The 23,277-nt window shown below is 53.3% G+C and carries 14 protein-coding genes; 10 read left to right on the top strand and 4 right to left on the bottom strand.

Annotation, left to right across the window (positions count from 1 at the left end; translation table 11 throughout):
- Window positions 1-106: 106 nt before the first annotated feature.
- The 6 genes from INF30_RS10200 (at window position 107) to INF30_RS10225 (ending at window position 5,886) form a co-directional block, all read left to right on the top strand.
- Window positions 107-874 carry a TatD family hydrolase gene (locus INF30_RS10200; RefSeq protein WP_076779741.1) on the top strand — a complete coding sequence of 256 codons (768 nt, stop codon included), beginning with the start codon at window positions 107-109 and terminating at the stop codon, window positions 872-874.
- 21 nt (window positions 875-895) lie between these two features.
- The gene (gene rsmA / locus INF30_RS10205; RefSeq protein WP_076781103.1) at window positions 896-1,792 is read left to right on the top strand and encodes a 16S rRNA (adenine(1518)-N(6)/adenine(1519)-N(6))-dimethyltransferase RsmA; all 897 of its coding nucleotides are present in this window, start codon (window positions 896-898) and stop codon (window positions 1,790-1,792) included.
- 22 nt (window positions 1,793-1,814) lie between these two features.
- Complete coding sequence (locus INF30_RS10210) at window positions 1,815-3,191, top strand: citrate/2-methylcitrate synthase (RefSeq protein ID WP_226395113.1); 1,377 nt, start codon at window positions 1,815-1,817, stop codon at window positions 3,189-3,191.
- A 10-nt stretch (window positions 3,192-3,201) separates the two neighbouring features.
- Window positions 3,202-4,161, top strand: a complete 960-nt coding sequence (locus INF30_RS10215; protein WP_076779737.1) for an alpha/beta fold hydrolase — start codon at window positions 3,202-3,204, stop codon at window positions 4,159-4,161.
- Window positions 4,142-4,822, top strand: coding sequence for a D-lyxose/D-mannose family sugar isomerase (locus tag INF30_RS10220; protein ID WP_226395114.1), 681 nt, complete (start codon window positions 4,142-4,144; stop codon window positions 4,820-4,822). The genes INF30_RS10215 and INF30_RS10220 overlap by 20 nt, the downstream gene beginning before the upstream one ends.
- Before the next feature lie 110 nt (window positions 4,823-4,932).
- A complete protein-coding gene (locus tag INF30_RS10225) occupies window positions 4,933-5,886 on the top strand; it encodes a hypothetical protein (protein WP_226395115.1) in 954 nt (317 codons plus the stop codon).
- A gap of 111 nt (window positions 5,887-5,997) precedes the next feature.
- Here INF30_RS10225 and INF30_RS10230 read toward each other — a convergent pair whose 3' ends face one another.
- The 3 genes from INF30_RS10230 to INF30_RS10240 all read right to left on the bottom strand — a co-directional run bounded on the left by INF30_RS10230 (window position 5,998) and on the right by INF30_RS10240 (window position 11,736).
- Entirely contained in the window at window positions 5,998-8,082 is a 2,085-nt protein-coding gene (locus INF30_RS10230; RefSeq protein WP_226395116.1) for a ribonuclease P Rpr2/Rpp21/SNM1 subunit, read from the bottom strand.
- Window positions 8,083-8,230: 148 nt separating this feature from the next.
- Window positions 8,231-10,429, bottom strand: coding sequence for an RNA polymerase sigma factor (locus INF30_RS10235; RefSeq protein ID WP_226395117.1), 2,199 nt, complete (start codon window positions 10,427-10,429; stop codon window positions 8,231-8,233).
- 59 nt (window positions 10,430-10,488) lie between these two features.
- Window positions 10,489-11,736 carry an FAD-dependent oxidoreductase gene (locus INF30_RS10240; protein ID WP_076779726.1) on the bottom strand — a complete coding sequence of 416 codons (1,248 nt, stop codon included), beginning with the start codon at window positions 11,734-11,736 and terminating at the stop codon, window positions 10,489-10,491.
- A 259-nt stretch (window positions 11,737-11,995) separates the two neighbouring features.
- Here INF30_RS10240 and INF30_RS10245 point away from each other — a divergent pair, with 259 nt between their 5' ends.
- Window positions 11,996-17,206: an Ig-like domain repeat protein gene (locus tag INF30_RS10245; RefSeq protein WP_226395118.1), complete on the top strand. Its 5,211-nt coding sequence runs from the start codon at window positions 11,996-11,998 to the stop codon at window positions 17,204-17,206.
- 120 nt (window positions 17,207-17,326) lie between these two features.
- Here the strand turns inward: INF30_RS10245 and INF30_RS10250 are convergent, their stop codons facing one another.
- Window positions 17,327-18,001: a YczE/YyaS/YitT family protein gene (locus INF30_RS10250; protein ID WP_226395119.1), complete on the bottom strand. Its 675-nt coding sequence runs from the start codon at window positions 17,999-18,001 to the stop codon at window positions 17,327-17,329.
- 713 nt (window positions 18,002-18,714) lie between these two features.
- On the opposite strand from INF30_RS10250, the gene INF30_RS10255 reads away from it, so the two are divergent.
- The 3 genes from INF30_RS10255 to INF30_RS10265 are packed head-to-tail and all read left to right on the top strand — an operon-like array spanning window position 18,715 to window position 23,138.
- Entirely contained in the window at window positions 18,715-20,598 is a 1,884-nt protein-coding gene (locus INF30_RS10255; RefSeq protein WP_226395120.1) for a MerR family transcriptional regulator, read from the top strand.
- Window positions 20,599-20,602: 4 nt separating this feature from the next.
- The gene (locus tag INF30_RS10260; RefSeq protein WP_226395121.1) at window positions 20,603-21,277 is read left to right on the top strand and encodes an ABC transporter ATP-binding protein; all 675 of its coding nucleotides are present in this window, start codon (window positions 20,603-20,605) and stop codon (window positions 21,275-21,277) included.
- Window positions 21,267-23,138: an ABC transporter permease family protein gene (locus tag INF30_RS10265; RefSeq protein ID WP_226395122.1), complete on the top strand. Its 1,872-nt coding sequence runs from the start codon at window positions 21,267-21,269 to the stop codon at window positions 23,136-23,138. The genes INF30_RS10260 and INF30_RS10265 overlap by 11 nt, the downstream gene beginning before the upstream one ends.
- Window positions 23,139-23,277 lie beyond the last annotated feature (139 nt).

Below are 23,277 nucleotides of genomic sequence, written 5' to 3' on the forward strand. Positions count from 1 at the left end.
AAATCCTTAACAAAAAATTAATTTTCATATTATATGAATTGGGGAGAAATTATGGTATAATTGTTCTACTAATTTTAGATCAGAAATGGAATTGGATGGAAACAGCATGATTTTTGAGACTCACGCACACTATGACGACGAACAGTTTGATATGGACAGAGACGCGCTTCTTGCCTCCATGGAAGAGGGCGGTGTCGGAGCGATCGTCAATGTGGGAGCTTCTATAGAATCCAGCAGGACATCCATCTCTCTGGCGGAAGCCTATCCTTTTATCTATGCAGCCGTTGGGGTTCATCCGGATCACGCAGGAGAGCTGGACGAGGAAAGTTTTCGGGAGCTGCGCGGGCTGTGCGGCAGGGATAAGGTTGTCGCCGTGGGGGAGATCGGACTGGACTATTACTGGGATGAGGCACCCAGGGAGGTGCAGAAAAAGTGGTTTGTGCGTCAGATCGAGCTGGCCCGGGAGTCGTCTTTGCCGGTTATCGTACACAGCAGGGATGCGGCGGCCGACACGCTGGAGATCATGCAGTCACATGCCCGGGGACTTATGGGGGTGATCCACTGCTTTTCTTATTCAAAAGAGCTGGCCCGGGAATATGTGAAGATGGGCTTTTTCATAGGTGTGGGCGGTGTTGTCACATTTAAAAACGGACGCAGGCTTAAGGAAGTGGTGGAAGATATTTCTCTTTCATCCATTGTGCTGGAGACAGACTGTCCCTATCTTGCACCTGTGCCAAACAGAGGGAAGAGGAACAGTTCTTTGAACCTTCCCTATGTAGTGAAAGAGATTGCAGAGATCAAGGGAATTTCCTGCGAAGAAGTCGTGGCACAGACAGAGAAAAACGCCAGAATATTATACGGCATGAGAGACTAAATGATGGAGGGAGGCGGGGCGATGCCCATACCTACACTGGGAAATCCCCAGAATACAATAGAGATACTGAAAAAATATAATTTTTCCTTTCAAAAAAAATTTGGACAGAATTTTCTTATAGATACCCGTGTATTGGATAAGATCATTGCGGCGGCCGATATAACAAAAGACGATTATGTTCTGGAGATCGGCCCCGGCATCGGAACTATGACGCAGTATCTGGCTGCGGCAGCGGGTAAGGTGACAGCGGTGGAGATCGACAAGGCGCTGATCCCGATTCTTGCAGATACCCTGAAGGATTACGACAATGTAAATATTGTTAATCAGGACATACTGAAGATGGATATTCAGAAGCTGGTGGACGAAGAAAATGGCGGAAAGCCAGTGAAAGTGGTGGCCAATCTTCCCTACTATATCACAACGCCCATCATCATGGGGCTTTTTGAGAGCCATGTGCCTATTGAGAGCATAACTGTGATGGTGCAGAAAGAAGTGGCAGACCGGATGCAGGTGGGGCCGGGGACAAAGGACTACGGTGCCCTCTCTTTGGCCGTGCAGTATTATGCGCAGCCCTATATTGTGGCAAATGTGCCTCCCAATTGTTTTATGCCCAGGCCCAAAGTCGGGTCTGCAGTCATAAGGCTGACTGTGCACCGGGAACCGCCGGTCCGGGTGGAGGATGAGAAATTGATGTTCCGCATGATACGGGCATCTTTCAACCAGCGCAGAAAGACGCTGGCAAATGGACTGAAAAACTCAGCAGAGCTGGATCTTCCCAGGGAAATTGTTGAAGAGAGTATAGAGGAGCTGGGCAAAGGGCCCGGTGTACGCGGAGAGACTCTGACACTGGAAGACTTCGCGCTGCTTAGTAATATCATTTATCGGAAGATAAATGGGCAGCCTGACAATCATGAATAGAATAAAGAGAGGAGAACAGAAGATGGAGAAACATTATCCAGCAGCAAGAGCACTTTTTGAGATCACGCCGGAGATCGAGCATCTGGCAGAACTCTGTGAAAAAAATACTGCCATTGATAAAGAGCTCTATACAAAATATGAGGTAAAAAGAGGTCTTCGTGATTTAAACGGAAAAGGTGTTCTGGCAGGACTTACCAACATATCTGATATTATCGCCAAGAAGGTGGTGGATGGACAGGAAGTGCCCTGCGAGGGAGAACTCTACTATCGGGGATATAACATCAAAGAGCTTGTGAAAGGTTTCCTGGATGCAGACCACTATGGATTTGAGGAGATCACATATCTGCTTCTCTTTGGCGAGCTTCCAAGTGAGAAGGAGCTGAAAAAGTTCCATGACACGCTGGTGGAGAGAAGAACGCTTCCCCCCAATTTTGTGAGAGATGTCATTATGAAAGCGCCAAGCCGTGACATGATGAACAGTCTTTCCCGCTCTATTTTGAACATGTATTCCTATGACGCAAAGGCAGATGACACGTCCATTCCCAATGTGCTCCGCCAGTGCCTGAATCTGATCAGCCAGTTCCCCATGATGATGGTATATGGCTATCATGCCTATAATTACCGCATGGGAGAAGATCTGTTTATCTATGCACCCAAACCGGAGCTCTCCACGGCGGAAAACATTTTGATGATGCTCCGTGAAGATCGCCAGTACACAAATCTGGAGGCCAAGATCCTGGACATGGCGCTGGTACTCCATATGGATCACGGCGGCGGAAATAACTCTACCTTTACCACCCATGTTGTCACATCGTCGGGCACAGATACGTATTCTACGATCGCGGCTGCCATGGCGTCCCTGAAGGGACCGAAACACGGCGGCGCCAACATTAAAGTGACGCAGATGTTTGAGGATATGAAGAAAAATGTCCATGACTGGGAAGACAAAGATGAGGTCCGCCAGTATCTGTGCGACCTGCTGGACAAGAAGGCTTTTGATCAGAAGGGACTGATCTACGGTATGGGGCACGCGGTGTACTCTGTCTCCGATCCACGTGCAGATATTTTCAAGACATTTGTAAAGCAGCTTGCCGCTGAAAAAGGATACGAGAAAGAGTATGCCCTCTATGAGACGGTGGAGCATCTGGCTCCGGAAGTGATCGGAGAGAAGAGAAGGATCTACAAGGGCGTTAACGCCAACGTGGACTTTTACAGCGGACTTGTGTACAGCATGCTGGGGCTGCCCCAGGCTCTCTACACACCTATTTTTGCGGCGGCCCGCATTGTGGGCTGGAGCGCCCACAGGCTGGAAGAGCTGAAAAATGTAGACAAGATCATCCGCCCCGCGTACAAAGCGCTGGCAGAACACAGAGACTACGTCAAGATGGAGGACCGCTAGGAGGAAGAATATGAAGAGAGAATTCTTTTACCCGTCCGCGGATGGAGAGACGGATATCCACGGTGTGGAATGGATCCCGGAGGGCGAGGTGAAAGCGGTGCTTCAGATCAGCCACGGCATGGTGGAATACATAGACCGCTATGACGGGGTTGCCTCCTGGCTTGCAGAAAAAGGATGGTATGTAACAGGAAATGATCATCTGGGGCATGGGAAATCCGTTACATCAGAAGAAAAGTATGGATTTTTCCATGAGCCGGATGGCAATGCCTGTGTCATCCGAGATATCCATACGCTCAGGGAACGCGCCGGGGACAGATATCCCGGCGTTCCTTATTTTATGCTGGGACACAGTATGGGATCATTCCTTTTGCGCCAGTATCTTCTGAAGCACGGCAGGGGCCTTGCGGGCGCCATTATCATGGGCACGGGATCTAAGAGCGTGCCTGTCCTGTGTGCGGGACAGCTCCTGTGCCGGCTGTTGGCAGCGGTGAAGGGCTGGGATTACAGGAGCCGTTTGATAGATAATCTGGGACTGGGCGGATACAACCGCAGCTTTGAGCCCTGCGACAGCAGGCGGGAGTGGGTCACTTCAGATATCCAGATGCGGGAAAAGTACGAGGCAGATCCGCTCTGCAGCTTCACCTTCACAGTCAACGGCTACTACCAGATGTTTGAGGGAATGAAGCAGATCGCCGGAAAGAAAGGAGCCCTGCGGATTCCAAGGACCGTTCCGGTGCTGTTTATGTCCGGCGGGAAGGACCCGGTGGGCAACTTTGGAAAAGATGTGGAAAAGCTCTTCCGGTTGTACAAAGAAGCGGGAGTGAAGGACGTGAGCATGAAGCTCTATGAGAACGACCGGCATGAAGTGCTTAATGAGCAAGACCGGCAGCAGGTGTACGAGGATCTGTACAGGTGGATGGAAGAGCATGTGGGGCAGAGGGAGGAGAAAAATGAAGCGTTCAGAAATTAACCAGGCATTAAAAGAGATGGAGGCCATGATCCGTGAGTACCGGATCAGCCTTCCGCCCTTCTGTCATTTCACACCGGAGGAGTGGAAGACAAAAGGGCACGAGTACGATGAGATCCGGGACAACGGGCTGGGCTGGGATATCACAGATTACGGCCTTGGGGACTTCGACAAAGTGGGATTTTCCCTTATCACCATCCGCAACGGCAACGTGCACGATGAAAAGTATCCGAAGCCCTATGCGGAGAAGCTCCTTTATATAAAAGAAGGACAGCACTCCCCCATGCATTTTCACTGGAACAAGATGGAGGATATCATCAACCGGGGCGGCGGCAATGTGCTGATCCGGGTGTACAATTCCAATGAAAAAGAAGAGTTTGCGGACACGCCGGTGACCGTTCACTGCGACGGACATACCTATACCGTACCGGCAGGAACCCAGATCAGGCTCTGCCCGGGAGAGTCCATCACCATCACGCCCTACCTGTATCACGACTTTGACGTGGAGGAGGGAAGCGGCCCGGTCCTCTTGGGGGAAGTGTCCATGTGCAATGACGACAACACGGACAACCGGTTCTATGAAAATGTAGGAAGGTTCCCCGAGATCGAGGAGGATGAGGAGCCTTACAGGCTGCTGTGCAATGAGTATCCGGCAGCGGAATAGATCAGGCAGTGCTGTAGGATGAAGAATGTAAAATTAGAATTTTAAATTTGTCCCCTTTTGCCCTTCTGGTGCGAATAAACACTATAGAAGGACAGAAGGGGACAAATTGTATGAAGACAGAAGAAGAGAAAAAGCACATAGAAAAAAAGATATTTGACACAGCCAGGCAGAATCTTCAGACGACCGGGGCGGACCGGCCGGAGGTGAAGTGGCTGCAGGAGAGAATGGCCTGCATCCAGAGAAGATACAAGCTGAAGAGTAAGATTCAAGTGGACCGGCTTCTCTGTGAGAGAATGCTGGGGAGAGAGCCCCGGACTGGGACGGAGAGTCTCAAGATCCGCTACTGGCGCACTGGCCGTTACACGCCTGTGAACAGGGAGCAGTGTCTGCGGCTGGCAGGAGCACTGGAACTGACAGAAGAGGAAAAAAGATTTCTTATCCAGGGATACTTTGACCGCAGCGAGACAGTCTATGACACGCCGGAAAAATGGAACAGTGCTCCCTGCATAGAAAAGTGCAGTCTGCTTCAGAAGCTGGAGGAGAGGTATCTGGCAGGGATACCACGGGAGCTTTTGGAGGAACTGCATATCCGGCCTGAGGAGAGAGGAAAATATTTCCGGCACATTTATTTTACAGATGCTTTCCACTATGTGACCGTGCCGGGGGAGCGCAGCATCAGGACTCTGCGAAAACACATTACAAGTACCCGCTATGACTCGGAGCTGCGCCGGCAGATGCGTCTCCAGGGTGAGATCCCGCGAAGGACCATGCTGCGGCATCTGATCATACTGAACGGGCCGGCAATTTGTCTTGAAAGCGTCAATGAGCAGCTTGATTTACTTGGATATCTTCCACTTGACAGGGAACACACCATGACCGGCGGAGAGCGGCTGGACGCGCTGGTTATCCAGCTCCTTGAGAGCTACAGGGAGATATATGATCCTCTGTGTCCGGGAGATTCTCATGCTTGGCTGCAGAAGATGTGCCGGAGACTTGATGCCTTTTTTGCAGAACAGGGAAAGCCTAGAATGCGGTTTATGCATTTTAAGGCGCTGGAGCTTTAGATAACCAGTAAAAGGGAAAATAAAATCATGTGTAGAGAGCGAAAATGGAGCGGCCATGGCGGCCGCTCCATTTTCGGACAAATTTTTGTATGCTTCTTTTCAGACGCGCTCTTACTTCTTCTTTCTTACTGCCATTCCTGCGCAGCCTGCCGCAAGGGAGGCTGAAAGAAGGAGGAGGATCAGCGTCAGATTGTTTGTATCCCCGGTCTTTACAGCTTTTGTCCCAGTGTGATTCTGGGAAGGAGTCCCCTGCGCGCTGCCTGCAGAGAAGCCTTCTTCTGTGGAACTGCCGGAACCGCTTCCAGAACCGCCAGATCCGCCGGTACCTCCGCCGGGCTGCTCACTGGTCTTTGCCGTATACACTGCGTAAGAAGAAAAGTGGTCTGTGGTGAAGACAGCCGTGCCCGCACTGTAGGATACGGCGCCTTTGTCTTCTGTGGATCCGTCCTCTGCCAGATAGCAGGCCTTGAGCTGACGGCCTGTCATGTCCGTGGGGAGATCGTAGGGCAGGCGGATGGTGGCAGTTCCGTCAAAGTCGTGGAGCGCCTCGGACTTTTCGATCGTACCATCGGCGCTGTAGGTGACGGCCTGCAGGGTGATGTCAAACACCCTTACATCGTCAGACAGAGAGGCTGCTGTCTTCTGCTGGGCCTCTGTCAGGTCTTTTGTGTCCGCCTCGCCGGAGGTGATGAGAACGGTCTCATATCCGGCGGCGAGAGCCTGCTCTGAGAGGGAAGCTAGGGCCTCGGAAGAAAATCCGATCTGCATATCATCCTTAAGTGAAAGCTCGTACACAGTCTCCTGGCCGCAGCGTGTGCAGGTGTAGATGATCTTATTTTCCTGGGAGGTGTCTGCTGTCCACTGGTGCCCGGAAGGAATGAGGACAGTGCCGCAGCGTGTACACAGTGTGTCTTTTGAGCAGTCTGTGTTGCCGTCGGAGGTATGGCCAAGGGCGGGCTGTATGTCCCGTGTCTCTGTAGCCATGCACTTGGAACAGGTGTAGAGGGTGTACCCCTCCTCTGTACAGGTTGGTTCCACCACCGTTCCCGCCACCCAGTCGTGGTCGCACTGCAGTCCCTCCACCCAGCTTTTCCAGATGGTGACTGTATCGGCCAGATAGCCTCTCTCCAGCGCAAGGTCCAGACCGTCATCAATGTAGGGCCAGGTGTAATCTACAACAATTGTGGGGCAGTTATAGGGGAAACCTGCCTCATTCGACGGGGCAAAGAGCTTCAGGGTCCCGTCTCCCGTGATGGAGGCGCTGGGACTGAGGGAAGAAATCTCCGAGCGGGGCTGCATGTTCAGCACGCCCTCAGAGCCAAGCTGCACTTCCGCGCGGCCGGCGTCGGCCGTGTCATCCCCTGAGAGCAGCATGAGACTTGTCACTGCCAGCTCCCCGTCGATGCGCAGGATACCCACCGTGTCCGCGCCTGAGTGGGAGGGGGATACATATATCTGGCTGCAGGTCAGTTTGCTGCCAGCGGGGACGGTGAGGGTGCCGCTACTCACCCGCACATTGGAGAGGACGGTTACATCCCCTGAGATGACCGCGTCGGCCTGGGTGCCGCTGTATCTGCCGTTGACAGTGATGGAGGTGGACTGGGGCAGCGTGACGCCCTCGCCGCACAGCGTTCCCCCAAGCTGGATGCCGCCGTTTCCATTCACAATGGCGCCGGAGGCAAGGGTCAGGGTTTTGCCGGGTTCCACATAGGTGGAGCCGTAGGTGTCGATGGTCAGCGTTCCGCCGTTTTCGACTGTCATATCGGAAAAGTTGCTGCCGTTGTTCTGGGCGACAAACTGACCGCCATCCTTTACGGTCACATTGCCCCTTACAGAGCCGGTCACGTAGTTAGTCTCAGTGATCTGTTTGACCTCGTTTTTCCATACGCCCTCTATGGAAAGATTGCCGTTGACCTGGGCATGGTTCAGAACGGTGACATTCTCCGGAATCACCCAGGTGCCATTTACATACAGGTTCTTTTCAATGGTGATAGTGACTTCTTCCTCGGGCCAGGTGAATCCCTGAGATGCGGAGATCTCAAAGCCATACCCGAACTGGTCCCCCGGATACCGCTCAATGAAATCGCACCACTCTTCATAGCTGTGAGCCATGTAAGCTGCGGCAAACGACGTCACAGGCAGCATGGAGATGACCAGGCAGATGCCCAGGAGAAGACCTGTTATCCGTTTTCTCATATAGAAAACCCTCCTCACATATTTTTTGGTTGTCTATCCGCTTTGAAGGGTGGACAGACCTGCTTAAAAAATAGCATGTGAAAGGAGGGCTATCAACATGGTAAATACTAACATTTCACACGTATGGTCTTGTTCCGGGTCGGAGCGATCACTCCACCGTCAGAGGGATGGCGGGCTCTACATTCCAGCGGTAGTTGACGCCGTCCCGGCCTGAGTGGAAGGGGTCATCGGAGGTCAGGCAGAAGGAGGATGGGTCGCGGGTGAAGGTGTCCAGGCACACAAGAAGCTCTATGACCTGTGGATCGTCCTCGAGGAATGACTTTCCAATACTGCTGCCTGCGTTGCAGATATGGCTGCTGTCCGGGAGGAAATCTGTCTTCTGGCTGAGAAAGAGATCAAAGATCTCCGGCCCGGAGGTATCTGTCTGAGGCTTCAGGCAGATTTTCCAGGCCCGTTCTCCCGGGCAGTCAGAGGCAGACACATAGGTGCCGGGGATCCGCTGGCCCGGTACAAGAGGGATGGGGGTCACGCTGTCCACAGTGATGCTGCCGCTCCCTACAGTCCAGTTTTTGTCCTCCCATGTGCATGTCTCCAGATCAATGGGGATGGAGAAATCTTCCGGAAGGACAGAACTCAGGTACAGATAGGGGATGTGGAGCGTGTAGTTCCCCGGTGGGACAGGGCCGAAATCCCAGTCGTAGTAATCCTTGGTGGTGGCGCCGGGGCTGTACTGCACGCAGGTGCCAGTATAGACAGAACCGTCTTCGCCTGCAAGGGTAATCTCGCCCTCACCTTTTGAGCCGTAGGAGCCCCAGATCAGGGAAGAAAGGATGGCCGGCACGCCATCGGCGGAGAAGGGACAAAGTGAGACGACCAGAGAGCCATTTTCCCGACGGGGAACAGCAAGGATGCTGTAGTCATCTCCCAACTCATACAGAAGGTTTCCGGTCTCCTGTATCGGTGCGGGCGTCAGCGTAAAGGGGATACCCAGCTCACAGGGGATCTGCGCCAGTGACTCCTGGGAGAGGGTGGAGGTAAGAGAAAGCTCTACGGAGCTATCCTGCCGGGGGAGGTCTACGCCGGAAAAGACAAGGCAGGTCCACTGATAGTCCGGTCCCGTGTGGCGCGTAGAGGCGCTGACTATGTCGGCGAGGAGCAGGTCCTCCTGGTAGATACTGCAAAAGTCCGGTAGCAACGCCAGGTAGCTGAGATTCGGGAAATACCGGGACGCCAGCTCGGAGAAGGAGCCTTCCCTTGCCTGTATGAGGAAGGAGACTTTGAGATTTCCCTCTGCATAGATAGCGTCCTCCAGAATGCCGGTGACGTACTCTGTCTCGAAATGCACTTCCTCTGCAAGAGAGTAGGCAGTCGTGTCCGGAGACAGGACAGGGCCGTAGCCGTCTACCCAGGAGTGAGGAATGTCCCGGCTGTCATCTTCCGAGCTGGAGAAGGAGTCCCCCGGGACTGCGGAGCCGGTCTCCTCCCGGGAAACCGCCTCAGGTGTCCCGCTGTCCGGTTGGGAGAGGGGACGGTCGGAAGAGAGGAACAGAGGTCTGGGCTTATCCTTACCATTTTTGTCGTCCTCTTCCGGCGGCCCGCCCTCTCCAACAAGGATCTCCCAGAGAGATGGAATGATATTGTAGTGGCGCAGCACACAGTAGGTGCAGGCGGACAGGAGTAGCAGCGCCAGGAGGATGAGAGAGAGGAGCATGGAACGGCGCAGCTTTTTCAGACTGCGGTGGTGGCGCTTTTTTACGGTCTCGTAGGGAAGTCCTAAGGAGGCGGCGATCTCTTTTGTGGTCATGCCGCCGTAGTATTTCATGCGGATGAGAGCTGCCTCCTCCGGCTGCAGCGTCTCCATGGCTTTCTCCACATCTGCGCGGAGCTCTGACAGGGAGATCAGCCTGTCCTCCGGGCAGGAAAGGCCCTGCCCGCCAGCCGTTTCTCCTGCGGAAGTCCCGGCGCCGGAACATGTGACTGCTCTGGATAAGGCGATGTGCTGGCCCTGTTCCTTTCGATAGCGGGAGATGGCCAGATTCCTTGTGATGGAGGCCAGATAAAGAGTCAGGGAAGCCTTTTCTGGATCATATTTCTCCCGCTGGAAATAAAAGCGTGCAAAGGTTTCATTGACACATTCTTTTATATCCTCGGGATTGTGCAGATGGCTGGCCGCAATATGCCAGATGAGTCCTGTGTACTGCTCCATCAGGAGAGCCAGTCCCTGCTGGGGACTCTTGGCGAGCTTTGCCAGTATCTGCTGGTCGTTCAAGGTGTGCGTGTGCATGGAAATGTATTCCCCCTCTTTTTTGCCTGTGCGGATGCCGTGGCAGTCATAATAAAAAATCATATCACAGGAGTGACAGGGACATCAACAAGGTGAAACTTAACCGAAATGGGAGCTTGCTTTTATATTAGCGCTCCCTGGCGTTCCAGCTCGGCCCGGATCGCAGCTGTGTCATAATCGCCCCGGCCTGTGCTGAGCGCAGCGGCCACGCCGGCAGCCTGTCCGGTGGCAAATCCTGTGGCCATGACCCGGATGGAGGATGCCGCGATCAGGTCAGCGGAGATGATCCTGCCGCCGCACCACAGGTTTTTCATGCCTTTTGGCCGCAGACAGGGGAGAGGGATGTCAAAATATTTGGCGCCCCGCTCCTCCCCGAAGACCACGTCCTCGCTGCCCAGATGGAGCTCCGCGCCCCAGCCGCCTCTGGCGATCCCGGTGTCCGGATATTTGCGTGAAGTCTTTACATCCTCGCGGCAGAGCTGATACTCCCCTGCAATGCGGCGGCTCTCCCGGTAACCCATGCGGGGCCCGGAGTAGATGAGGTAAGCATTTTCAAACCCGGGGAGATATCTGCGGAAGGCTTCCGCGTAGAGGTGTACCTGTCTGCGGCCCTCCATCTCGTATTTTGTCTGTGTCGCGGCATCCAGTCCCGGGATCTGCATGCTGATGATATTTACCGTGTAGTCATCTGTATCCTGGGCCCGGCATACTGTGCCGTAAGTGGCGGAAAAGCCGGTCATTCCGTCGGCTATGGCCTGCTCTACAGCGGCCTTGATCCTGGCTGGAGAATAGTCCATCCCGTGCCGGACATTTCCCATGCGGAAGACCAGACAGCCGCTCTGGTCGCAGTGAAACTCTACAGGCGCCCCTGCCATGGCGGACAGGTTGGCCTCACCGCTGGCATCTACATAGACTTCAGCCTCCACGGTAAAAAGGCCGGCATCGTCCGCGCAGGTGAGGCGGCGGATACGTCCGCCCTCTGTGTCCGCCTGGACCACCTGGCAGCAGAGCAGATAATCCACACCGGACTCCTCCACCAGCTCATCAAGCGCCAGCTTTGTATATTCCGGATCCTGCGGCACGTAGAGATTTCCTGTGGGAGAGTAGGTGAAGCTGTCGAAGCGTCCCATGGAGTGTAGCTTGTCCAGGACCCTCTGCCCTACACCCTTTACCACCTGTTTCCAGTCGTCTCCGTTGGTACAGAAACCGCAGTAGGCGTGAACCTGTGAATGAGTGGCCTGGCCTCCAAAGTACGGATTTCTCTCCAGAAGGAGCACTTTTGCGCCTGCATCGTGGGCACCGATGGCAGCGGCAATCCCTGCCGAACCGCCGCCCACAACAGCCACATCGCAGCTTAGATTTCGTTTCATAAAAAAACTCCTTTCTGTCATGGATTTCTGATAAGAAAATTATAAAAAAGCAGAGATGGAACGTCAATCTCTGCGGCATACTTTGCGGCATACTTCCGCTGGGTTAATTCTTTATTAAATATGTCAGAAAACAGAAGGTATTTATTGACAATATACCCAGGGAGGGGTATTATGAAAATAGTATGGGAAAGTGCACCTGGGGGAGTATGACATGAGCAAATAAAACCTGTAAATATAAGAAAAAAGGAGGAGCTACTTTATGAGAGGAAGAAGGAGGAGGATCTTAGCCTTTGTCCTGTCTGCGGCGCTTGCGTGCAGTATGATGCCCTTTTCCGCAAGTACCGTGTCGGCGGAAGAACCGGCACAGGAGCAGGATACAGAGATCCTCACGGAAACTGGCGTCATAGTGCCGGAAGATCCGGGACTGCCGGATAATGAGGAGCTGCTGGACGGGTATGTGATGAATATACTGGGACTTAACAGCGGTATTTCCACTCTGGCCAATTATGGCGACAAGGTGTTGAATGATTCAGAGAAGGCGATCTATAACAAGCTCAAAGACGAGATCAAGAAAATTGCGGCCGATGGAGGATCGACGGAGATTGGGATTGATCTTGCACTGTCGTGGACAAGTGAAGAGTTGGGGAGTCAGACAGTGGAGCAAGCGCTGAGTACATCTATGGGTAAGATCATGGATGTGCTTTTGGTAGACTGTCCGTATGAGCTGTACTGGTTCGATAAGACAGATAGAAGTGCTTTTAGTTACAGTTATTATAGGCCGGCGGAAGGTGAGACATCTGTTCGTGTTGCGGAAATTTCCTTTGCAGTTGCATCTGCATATCGGCTGGACGGTGCTAGATATACAGTGAATGGAACTGAAGCCAAGTCAGCAGTGGCAGCAGCTTCCAAGGCTCAGGAGATTGTAACTAAGTATAAGGATGCATCGGACTACCAAAAGCTGCTGGGATATAAAAAGGAAATATGCAAACTGACAGATTACAATCACGGTGCGGCGGACAATGCCGGTACACCTTATGGGGACCCGTGGCAGCTGGTCTATGTCTTTGACGGCGATAAGGATACCACGGTAGTATGCGAAGGGTATGCCAAGGCGTTCCAGTATCTCTGTGATCTGACGAAATTTGATACATCTTCTATAGTTTGCTATACGATAACAGGGATAATGGAAGGAGGAACGGGTGCTGGCGGCCATATGTGGAATATCGTCACTATGCCGGACGGTCAGAATTACTTGGTGGACGTGACGAACAGTGACGATGGTACGATCGGAAGTGACGGGACACTGTTCCTGGCTGGCAGTGGGGGCTCTGTCAACGCCGGATACAGCTTTGGAACCGGCTTGAATATGATTACATACAATTATGATTCAGATACGACTTCCCTGTACGGAGTCGGTACAGATAGTATCCTGAATCTTGCTTCAAAAGACTATGATCCGAATGAAGCGATTCCACTTTCTGTACAGCTGGAAAGTACGGAAGTAGCCTACGGAACAGATATTAAGTTAAATGTCCGGGGCGATGCTAGAAAAGAGGCTGTGGTAGTTAGCTGTGGAAATAAGGAGCTTGCTCACTATTCTATTATGAATGGAGGCAGTGTGGATATTTCTATCAACACTTTGGAGAAAGGGCTTGCTCCAGCGGAGGAACAAGGTGACAGTGGAAACAGTTACAGAAAAGAATACACTTTGACAGTTAAATACCAGGATGGAAGCGATACGGAGGAAGTAGCGGTAGGTGTCGACTATTACACAGACGAAAGTAATCCGACTGCATATAGTCCGACAGAGCAGAGCGAAGACTATTGGTACAAGTCAGATGTTGTTCTGCAGCCGCCTCAGGGATACAGCATTGCAGATACCGCAAATGCAGGTACAAAGTGGGGGAATGAGATTACTGTCGTAGGAGAAGGAGAAATCTTCAAGACCTATTATCTTAGGAATCTGAATACGGGAGCGATTGTCAGAGGATATGCTAAGTTTTCAATCGACAAGACCGCTCCGACTGGACTGAAAGCAGACGTTTCTGTGCAGGATACCTCCGCCACAGTGACTGCTTCTGCAAACGACACACTCTCTGACATCAAGAGCTACAGCCTGGCCTATAATTCTGGCGGCTCCTCAGCTCCGAATATTGCAGATCAGGGAAATGGCAAGTTTGCCATCACAGGGATGGAGCCGCAGACAGAATATCAATTTACGCTGACCGTCACTGACAAAGCGGACAATACAGAGAGCATCCCCGTGGCAGTGTCCACGTCAGGCAAACTGAGCCTGGCCGGTGCAGTTGTCACAGTAACAGGGGCAGACGGCTATGTGTATGACGGGACAGAAAAAGTTGTCTCCAAAGGTGATGTGTCAGTGACACTGAACGGGGAAACTGTTCCGGAGGCAGAGTATGAAGTATCATTCGGGGATGATCTGATCAGCGCCGGGACCGTGACAGTCACTGTGACAGCGAATGACAACAGTAAAAAATATACAGGAACAGCTGAGGGAAGTTTTGAGATCGCAAAGAGGGATGTGACCATTACAGCACAGGACCAGACCATCACCTACGGAGAGAACATCGATGAGGATATGAAGCAGGTGGAAGCAGACGGCCTGGCTGAAGGAGATGCGGTTGTATCTGTGAAGCTGTCAGCTGACACATCGAAAGTCACAGACAATGGTGTGATCACTGTGGCAGACGCAGAGATCCAAAATGCGGCCAAGAGCGATGTGACCGGAAACTATAATATTACCTATATACCGGGCAAACTGACAGTTGAGAAAGCGCAGAGCAGCATTGCCTTTGCAGATACTTACCAGACAACAAAGGATTACGACACAAAGCCTTTTGCAGTTCCAACAGAAAAGGAACTGGAAATCAAAGGCGCTTCTTACGAGGATGTAGTCTTCACCTGGTATGAGAGCACAGAGAACACCGCCCTCCAGGGAGCTCCTGTAGATGCAGGCACATATGTACTGAAAGCATCCATACCGGATTCGGAAAACACGACGGCATCCAGAGCTGAAACAACAATTGAGATCCAGAAGATTACTATTAAAGATTCTGAGCAGTTTGCCTTCCCGGACTGGCCGGAAAGCGGCTATGTGTATGACGGTACGGCAAAAGAGCCGGCAGTCGTTGTGTGGATCGACAAGGAGAAGACTGTACAGCTCCCGGCAGAGGAGTATACAGTAGAGTATGTAAATAACGTAAATGCCGGAAATGGCGCGCAGGTGGTCATCAAGAGTACAGAGTACAGTAAAAACTGCACGATCGATTATACAAAACTGTTCTCCATATCCCCTGCCTCCACGTCCATCCGTCTGGATGTCCCGGAGACAGCAGTCTATGGAGAGGATATTTCTCTTGTCGCTGTGCTGACAGGTATCAGCGAGACCGATATGCCGACTGGCAGCGTGACATTCACGGTGGATCAAAAAGAATACACCGTGGATATCGTCAATGGAAGGGCAGTTCTCCCGGCGGAAAAACTGTCTGGCATTCCTGCCGGTGACTATGCAGTGGCAGTCTCCTATCCGGGCAAGGGCAACTATGCCGGAGCAAAGGCTGAAGGGACTCTGTCAGTTCAGAAGGCAGACCCGGATGTGGGAACAGTGACCTGCGCAAATGACGTGCTCTATACAAGCACTTCCTGGAAAGATGTGCAGCTTCAGATGACAGGAAGCGCCAAGGGAACGCTCTCGCTGAATGAGACTACTCTCCAGGCAGGCACGGAGTCATATACATGGACATTTGTGCCGAAGGATACAGACAATTATAACAGTGTGACAGGATCTATAGAACTGACAGTCCAGGCTGTGACTGTGGATCGCATAGAAGTGAGCGGCAAACTGGAGCAGACCGAATACGTATACGGAGACACTGTGGATCTTGCAGGTGTTACCGTTACGGCTGTCTATGTAAATGGCGACAGAAAAGTCCTGACAGACAATGAAATGGAGATCCGCTATGAGCATGGTGCGTTCCTGTGGTCGGGAGACACATCCGTGACAGTGGCGTACACAGAAGCAGGCGAGACCCACACAGCGAAGATTGACGGCCTGACTGTATCCGAGAAGACAGTGGAAGAGCCGGACATCAGGCTTGCCATCCCGGAAGGCGGATATATCTACGACGGAACGGAAAAAGAGCCTGCGGTAACTGTGTATGCAGGAGGACTTTTGATCCCCGATTCCGAATATACAGTGACTTATGAAAATAATGTAAATGCCGGAGAAGCAAAGGTGATCGTGACAGACAGAGAGGGCGGCAATTTCATTGTAAATGGCACAGCCTCCTTTGAGATCGGAAAAGCGGCCCAGGCTGTGCTTGCCATTACGGGAATGCCGGCGGGAACCATTTCCTACGGAGATGTCTTTACCCTCCAGACATCCGGCGGTTCCGGTGAGGGAAAAGTAACCTGGGAAGTGACAGAAGGCACAGAGTTTGCTGCGATAAGTGAGGACGGAACCGTGACGGTCAAGGGAGTCGGACCGGTGACTGTCAAAGCTGTAAAGGCAGCAGATCAGAATTATGCGGAGGCATATGCTGTGTGGAGCTTTGATGCCGGAAAGGCCAATCCGGATGTGGGAGACGTGTCCTACAATGGCGAAACACTCTATTCCACAGATGATCCGACAGGCGTGCAGCTTGACAAGACCGGAGAGGCGGCAGGTACGCTGAAGCTGGCAGACGGCACCGTATTTGAACCGGACCGCACAGAATATGTGTGGGTGTTTATCCCGGAAGATACAGAGCATTACAATGAAGTGTCCGGCACCATTGACCTGGCGATCCAGGCAAATCCGCCGGCGGCTATGAAGATTACAGGTACGCCGGACAGATCCGGGTACAGCTACGGTGATCCGTTTGATCCGACTGGCCTGACGGTTGAGATCACTTATAAAAACGGACTTGTGAGAACAATCCCGGCCTCCGCTCTGGGTATCGTGTATGAACAAGGTTCCTTCCTGGCGGTGGGAGATGAGTCCGTTACCGTTACCTACGCACACGACGGGGAAGAGGTATCTGCGGTGATCACAGGACTGACCGTGACAGAGAAGAAAGTGGCAGACCCGACAGTGGAACTTGAAAAAGACACGTACATCTACGACGGAACGGCAAAGAAGCCGGGCGTCACCGTAAAAGATGGCAGCACAGTCATTCCGGCTGATGAGTATACGGTCACCTACACAGACAATGTGAGTGTGGGAACTGCTTCTGTGACCATTACAGACAATGAAGGCGGAAATTATGAGATCGCAGAGAAGACAGTGACATTCCGGATCGTTGCGAAAGAGCAGTCTGGCGGTCAGAACGGCAGCCAGACAGGAACTGGCGGTGACAAAGCAGTTAAGACCGGCGACAGCACAGGGATCATGCTCTGGCTGATGCTCGCAGCCGTGTCCGGTTTCTCGGTAGCTGGCGCTTATGCGTGGAGAAAGCGCAGGAGAGTGTAGCGGCTCGCGGTAGAAAGAGCGTACAAGAACTTTAACAAGAATTATTGATATAAGAATATCTGGTGATATGCAAGAAAGAGACGACCTGAAGAGGACGTCTCTTTCCTTTTGCTCTTATTCTTACAAATCTTCCTTCAAAATAGCCTGTACAGGTTTTTTTGTGCGGGGAAGCCAGAACTGTACAAGAGGGCCTGTCAGAAAGACCGCAGTCAGCGTGCCGGCGCCCACTGTGCCGCCCAGGAGAAAGCCGAGCACGACAAAGAAGAGGTCGCAGCCCACCCGCACCCATCGGAACTGCACAGACTTGATCTTGTCAGACAGGATCACAGCCACCAGGTCATTGGGGCCGGTGCCCGCATTACTGTTGATGACAATGGACATGCCGGCGGATAAAATAACGCAGCCAAGGAGCATGCTCACGATGCGAAGGGCCATGCCGGCCTGTGGGTTGATCCATCCGCCCAGAAGCCAGGTGAAAAGATCGATGATGGGGCCGCCGCAGAAAGCGCAGACAACGGTTCCGGGCTTCACATATCCTTTTGTTCCAAGAAGCATGAGGATCATAAGGATACAAAGAACGATAACATGTACTGTTCCGACAGTAAGACCGGACAGGCGGGACAGCCCCTGTATGAAGACAGTGAACGTATCCGTCCCCAGTTCTGAAAGGAGGAAGAGCGTCACTCCCAGGTGGGCGGTGATGAGTCCTGCCAGCAGGATGGCCAGAGCCTTTGCCCAGCCGGACACACTCCTTCCTGAAGTGTCAGATGCAAATGTTTGCTTTTTGATTTCCATAATAGACAGATCTCCCGGAAAAATTTCATTTCTATATATAATAAGGCATATGCAGGGGATTGGCAATGGTATCTGGCTTCGTTTCGAAAAGTTCCGCAGGCAACGAAAACCCGCTAACCACAAGGGCTAACGGGCTTCGTCGTTGTTATAGTTATCTAAAGGAATGAGAGTAAAGTGTGATGCCATTCTGCCAGGCATCTGTACTTAATGAGGGGGGAAGATAGTTGATGTGTTCTTCAACTATCTGAGATTTATTATAGAAGGAAAATATGTCCAAAGTATGGAGGAAAACTTAAAGAACACGAAAAATTCTTAAAGTGAGATTAAGAAAATCTAAAAAACCTTTTCGGGGCAGCAGGGCAATGATCTTTTTGAGGGGATGACAGCAAAAGACCCGCCAGCCTTTCCGGCCGCGGGTCCATCTGTTTTATAGTTATTAAAAGGAATGAGAGTAAAGTGTGGTGCAACGAAGGGGAGGACCCTTCGTTGCGTCTACTTTATGAGGGGGGAGATAGTTGATGTGTTCTTCAACTATCTGACACTTATTATAGAGAGAAAATGTGTCCAAAATGTGTTTATTAAATGAAGAAAGAAGAAAAAATATTAAAAACCTCTTAACTGGAACAGGAAAATAAAGATCAGGAAAGATTTTTCTTGACTGTATGACCGCTGCACACTTTATGCTAAGATGGAAAGCAAGAGGAGGTGGGAGCGTGAATACCCAGCAGGTAGAACAGATGACAGGGATATCACGGCAGAACATCCGCTACTATGAAAAAGAGGGGCTCCTGTCCCCGAAGAGGGATGAGGGGAACGGCTACAGGATCTACTCCCGGGAGGATGTGGAGATCCTGAAGCGTGTCAAGATGCTGCGCATGCTGGGCATGCAGCTGGATGTGATACGGAGTGTCCTGCATGGCGAGGAGAGTCTTGAGGAGGCAGTGGTCAGGCAGAGAGAGAGGCTGTTAGAACATCAAAAGCAGCTGAAAGCGGCGGCGGACATGTGCGAGAAGATCAGGCGGATGGGAGAGAAGGACCTTGATGTGGATGCCTGCCTGGAGCAGATGGAGGCCATGGAGCGCCAGGGAGGCATGTTTGCCAGGTTCCGGGATGACTATAAGAAGGCGGCTGAGTGGGAAGACAAGAAAGAATTTAGTTTCTATGTTGACGCAAATATAAAGACAAAGGAAGAAATCCTGCGCAGTGTCTGGGAGTATGGACAGACTCATGGCATGGAGCTGCAGAAGGTGCACGGCAGGGAGGAGGCCCTTTTCCTGGCAGACGGGCAGATGTATCGGGCCGCCTGCCTGCGGCTGCGGCCCCGGGAGAGGGGGAAGGAGGAAGAAACAAAGCGGCGGGCTTTGATCGTGTGCCGCAGATGCACTCGGGAAAAGCGCACCGGCCGCGTGCGGTTCCTCCAGGCAGTGCATATTGTCCTGCGCAATATCAGGAGGCAGAAGAAAAGGAGCGCCCTGCAGGTGCTGGTGTGCATGGCGGCTGTATGTTTCGGCATGCTCTACCAGGACAACATCGACGGCAGCAGGCAGCAGCTTGCAGAGCTGGATGAGATTTACACAGTGAGCGGCGAAGTGTGGAACTACAATGGATCCATGAACTCCGGACTCCGGATCGCAGGGAAGTATGCGGATGCCCTGCGGGAGAGCCCCTATCTGGGAGAGATGGAGGAGAAAGTGGATCTGAACGCAGTGTTATTGGGGGAGCAGGAGGAAGTTCCGGCGCAGGCGGCGGGCATCAACTGCCTGGCCGCGGGGGAGCTGGAGCCGGGAGATGTGACCTGGGAGGATGAGGGGGAGAGTCTGGATGGTACCTGGTGCGTTATGGACAAGACTTTTATGGAAAAGCGGGGGCTGGAACTGGGGGATCAGGTGACGGCAGAGATTTCCGGCTACCAGGAAGATGAGATGGCGGTGGTGCTGCTCACGGTACCCCTCTGCACTGTTAAGCTCGAGATCGCCGGGTACGCCGACCTGGCTGCGGAGGATGTGCTGTGTCCGCTCAGTGAAGCCAGACAGTGGTTTGATGATGGGGGCGTGGAATACATGCCATCCAGGATGCGCTTTGAGATAAAAGATGCAGGGAAACTCAACGCTTTCAAAAAGGAGATGGATGAGGCCGGGTTCATGGAGGTCACGGCGGGTTTTGGCGCCACGGGCATATATAAGGGCAATGCCCTTGTGGTGGACGACAGGGCCTATGTGGAGGCGGCCAGGAGTATTGAGAAAAATATACGATTTTTGATGGCCTTCTACCCGCTGGTACTGGCGCTTATGATGGTGACAGGCTACATTGTCTCCTGTCTGGTGATGCAGGACCGGCGGATGGAGCTGGCTGTCATGCGGGCTCTGGGAACCGGCAGGAGGAGGGTGTTCCTCCAGATATTTTCGGAGCATGTGCTGATGGCGGCTGCCGGGTGTGCCTGCGGCGCCCTGGTCTGCCTGGCGGCGGGAACGGGAAGCCCGGGTGCTTTTTTCCGGGTGGCAGGTGCGTTTCTTTTGTGCTACAGTGCGGGGGCCTGTGTCAGCCTTGCCGTGGCAGGGCGGTTCAGTGTGATTGCCGCACTTATGGGAAAGGAGTAGAGAGATGGAGAGGATCAAAGTGGAGGATGTAAGCTACTCTTACATCAGCAAATATCAGAAGATAGACGCGCTGCGACAGGTGTCCTGCTCTTTTGATGAGGGGAAGCTGTATGCGGTGATCGGGGAGTCGGGAAGCGGCAAGAGCACGCTCTTGTCTTTGCTGGCAGGCCTGGACCTCCCGTCCGAGGGGACGATCTACATAGATGGGGAGGACCTGGCGTCCATGGACCGGGACGCCTACCGGCGGGACAAGGCATCTGTTGTCTACCAGTCCTTCCATCTCTTTCCCCTCCTGACAGCCCTGGAGAATGTGATGTATCCCCTGGAGCTCAAAGGCGTCCCGGGCAGGGAGGCGAGGAGGCGGGCCATGGACTGCATCGCCCAGGCCGGGCTCCCGGAGAAGATCCTGCGCCAGTACCCGAAGATGATGAGCGGCGGCGAGCAGCAGAGGGTGGCCATCGCCCGGGCCCTGGCGGCGGAGGGGGACATCCTCCTGGCGGATGAGCCCACAGGCAATCTGGACACGGAGAATGAGGAGATCATAGCAGGACTCCTTTTGGAGTGTGCCCATGAGAAGGGCTACACAGTGGTGCTGGTGACCCACAGCCTGGAGCTGGCCCGGAAAGCGGATGTGATCTACAGGATGAAGGATGGAAGGATGATGAGATATGATCGTTAGGAACAGTCTGCGGCAGATGCGCAGGACCCCTTTGCGGACGGCGGTCTTCTTTTTCCTTATTCTGGCAGCCACGGCTATGCTGGCAGTGGGGATCAATCTGTGGAACATCAACCGGGAGAGCATCCGGGAGCTGGAGCAGGGGTTCACAACAATCGGCACTGTGGAGCAGCGCAGGGAGACATCCAGCTACGAGGCGGTCTGGGATGCTCGGGAGAAAGACTACACTTACAGGGCGCAGCAGGATTACGGGAGATGGGTAAGTACAGAAGAACTGGACTTTGAGGGGGCGGACTACATCATAAAGCCGGAAAGGAAAGTGTTCTTTGGCGCCTATATGGAGGACAGCGTCCTCTACAATGTGCAGCCGGACTATGATACAGACTATTACCTGGAGTCCACCAACCAGCAGATCACGGTGGAGGCAGTGCCCTATGAGACAGGAGTGGCAGCGCCCATCAAGGTGAAGGTGGCAAGGCTTTTGGAGGGAAATGAGAATCTGTTCCTGGGAGACCTGTGGGTGTGCGACCACTACAACCCGGATCCTCCCGTGCTGGAGGCGGGCAAACGGTACATCATGTGCATATACAGCAGCCCGGACCGCCACGGGACAGACAACGACGCGGACTTGGCAGGGGAGTATCAGATCTCCCACATCACCTGCGACCAGTACACGCCGGAGGGAGAGAAGGTGGAGGGCAGCTTTGAGGAGCTGTCTGTGGACGAGGTGACGGAGGGGTTCTACGAGACAGAGCGGGGACAGCAGTGGCTGAACATTCTGGATGAGAACTACATAGCTGTCAACACGATCCCTGTTCAGCCGGTCAGCAGCCTGGATCTTCTGTTGGGATTTTACACGGACAATGCCTCTGTGCAAAAAGGAAGGGAGATCACAGAGGAGGAATTTGCATCGGGGGAGGATGTGTGCCTGGTGTCAGATCTGTTTGCCAGGATGAACGGCCTGGAGGTGGGAGATGAGTTACGGCTGCCTCTCATTTACGCAGCCTACACCTCACCGGCCCAGAGCTACCTGCCCTCCGGGGGTGGGGGTGCGCCGCCGGGCAGACTCATAAATGCCCAGGGGGAGCTCTATGATGCGTTTGACGAGGACACTTACAAGATCGTGGGGATCTACACCCAGAAGATACGCCAGGACGGGGCCAGGGACGCTCTGGGGTTCAATGAGGTGATCGTGCCGGAGCGCTCTGTGGAGGGGGATTGGTCCGACCACATCGTGAGCGCGGCCCCTATGAGCGCCAGCAATACGACCTTCCAGATTCCCAATGGCAGCATCCGCTCCTACATGGAGAAATTCCGGACCCTGGGGCTGGATCAGCTTGAAATCCGCTTCTACGACGACGGGTACACAGACCTGGAGGAGGGGATTGAGAACCGGCGGATCACGTCGGGTGTCCTGCTTGCAGGGGGGAGTCTTATGACGGTCCTGGTGCTGGCCCTCTTTGGGCACCTCTATATCTCCCGGCAGGAGAGGCGCACGGCGATCGAGAGGAGCCTTGGCCTTACAAAGAAGGGCTGCGCCGTCTCGCTTTTGTCAGGAATGCTGCTCCTTACTGCCGCAGGCGTGCTGGCAGGCGGCTGCGCGGGAGCCCTTCTTACGGAGGCGGCCGCTGGACAGACAGAGGCGGGCAGCTTCCATGATATCATGTTCAGCAGCGGCGCCCTGGAGACAGAGGAGGAGGCAGGTGCCGAGGCTCAGGAGATGACGAAGAAGAGCCAGCCTGCTGCGGGAGGCGCGGCGGCTGCGGCAGCTGTCTTTGTGCTGGCATCGGCGATCACCGGTGGTTTCATGCGGCGGAATCTAAAAAGGGAGCCTCTGGCGCTGCTGGAAAACTATGACGAGTAGGAGCCCTGGAGACAGAGGGCAGATAAGATACAGAACAAAAGGAGACAGGCTGTGCCGGCTTTTGGGAGCTGGCACAGCCTGTCTGTCAAAGAAGAGAAAACTGCAAGGGGAAGGACCGGGTTTGTAAAAAACGGGGAAA

Origin of the sequence: Claveliimonas monacensis (genome assembly GCF_014982975.1) — a bacterium.
Taxonomy (GTDB): Bacteria; Bacillota; Clostridia; order Lachnospirales; family Lachnospiraceae; genus Claveliimonas; species Claveliimonas monacensis.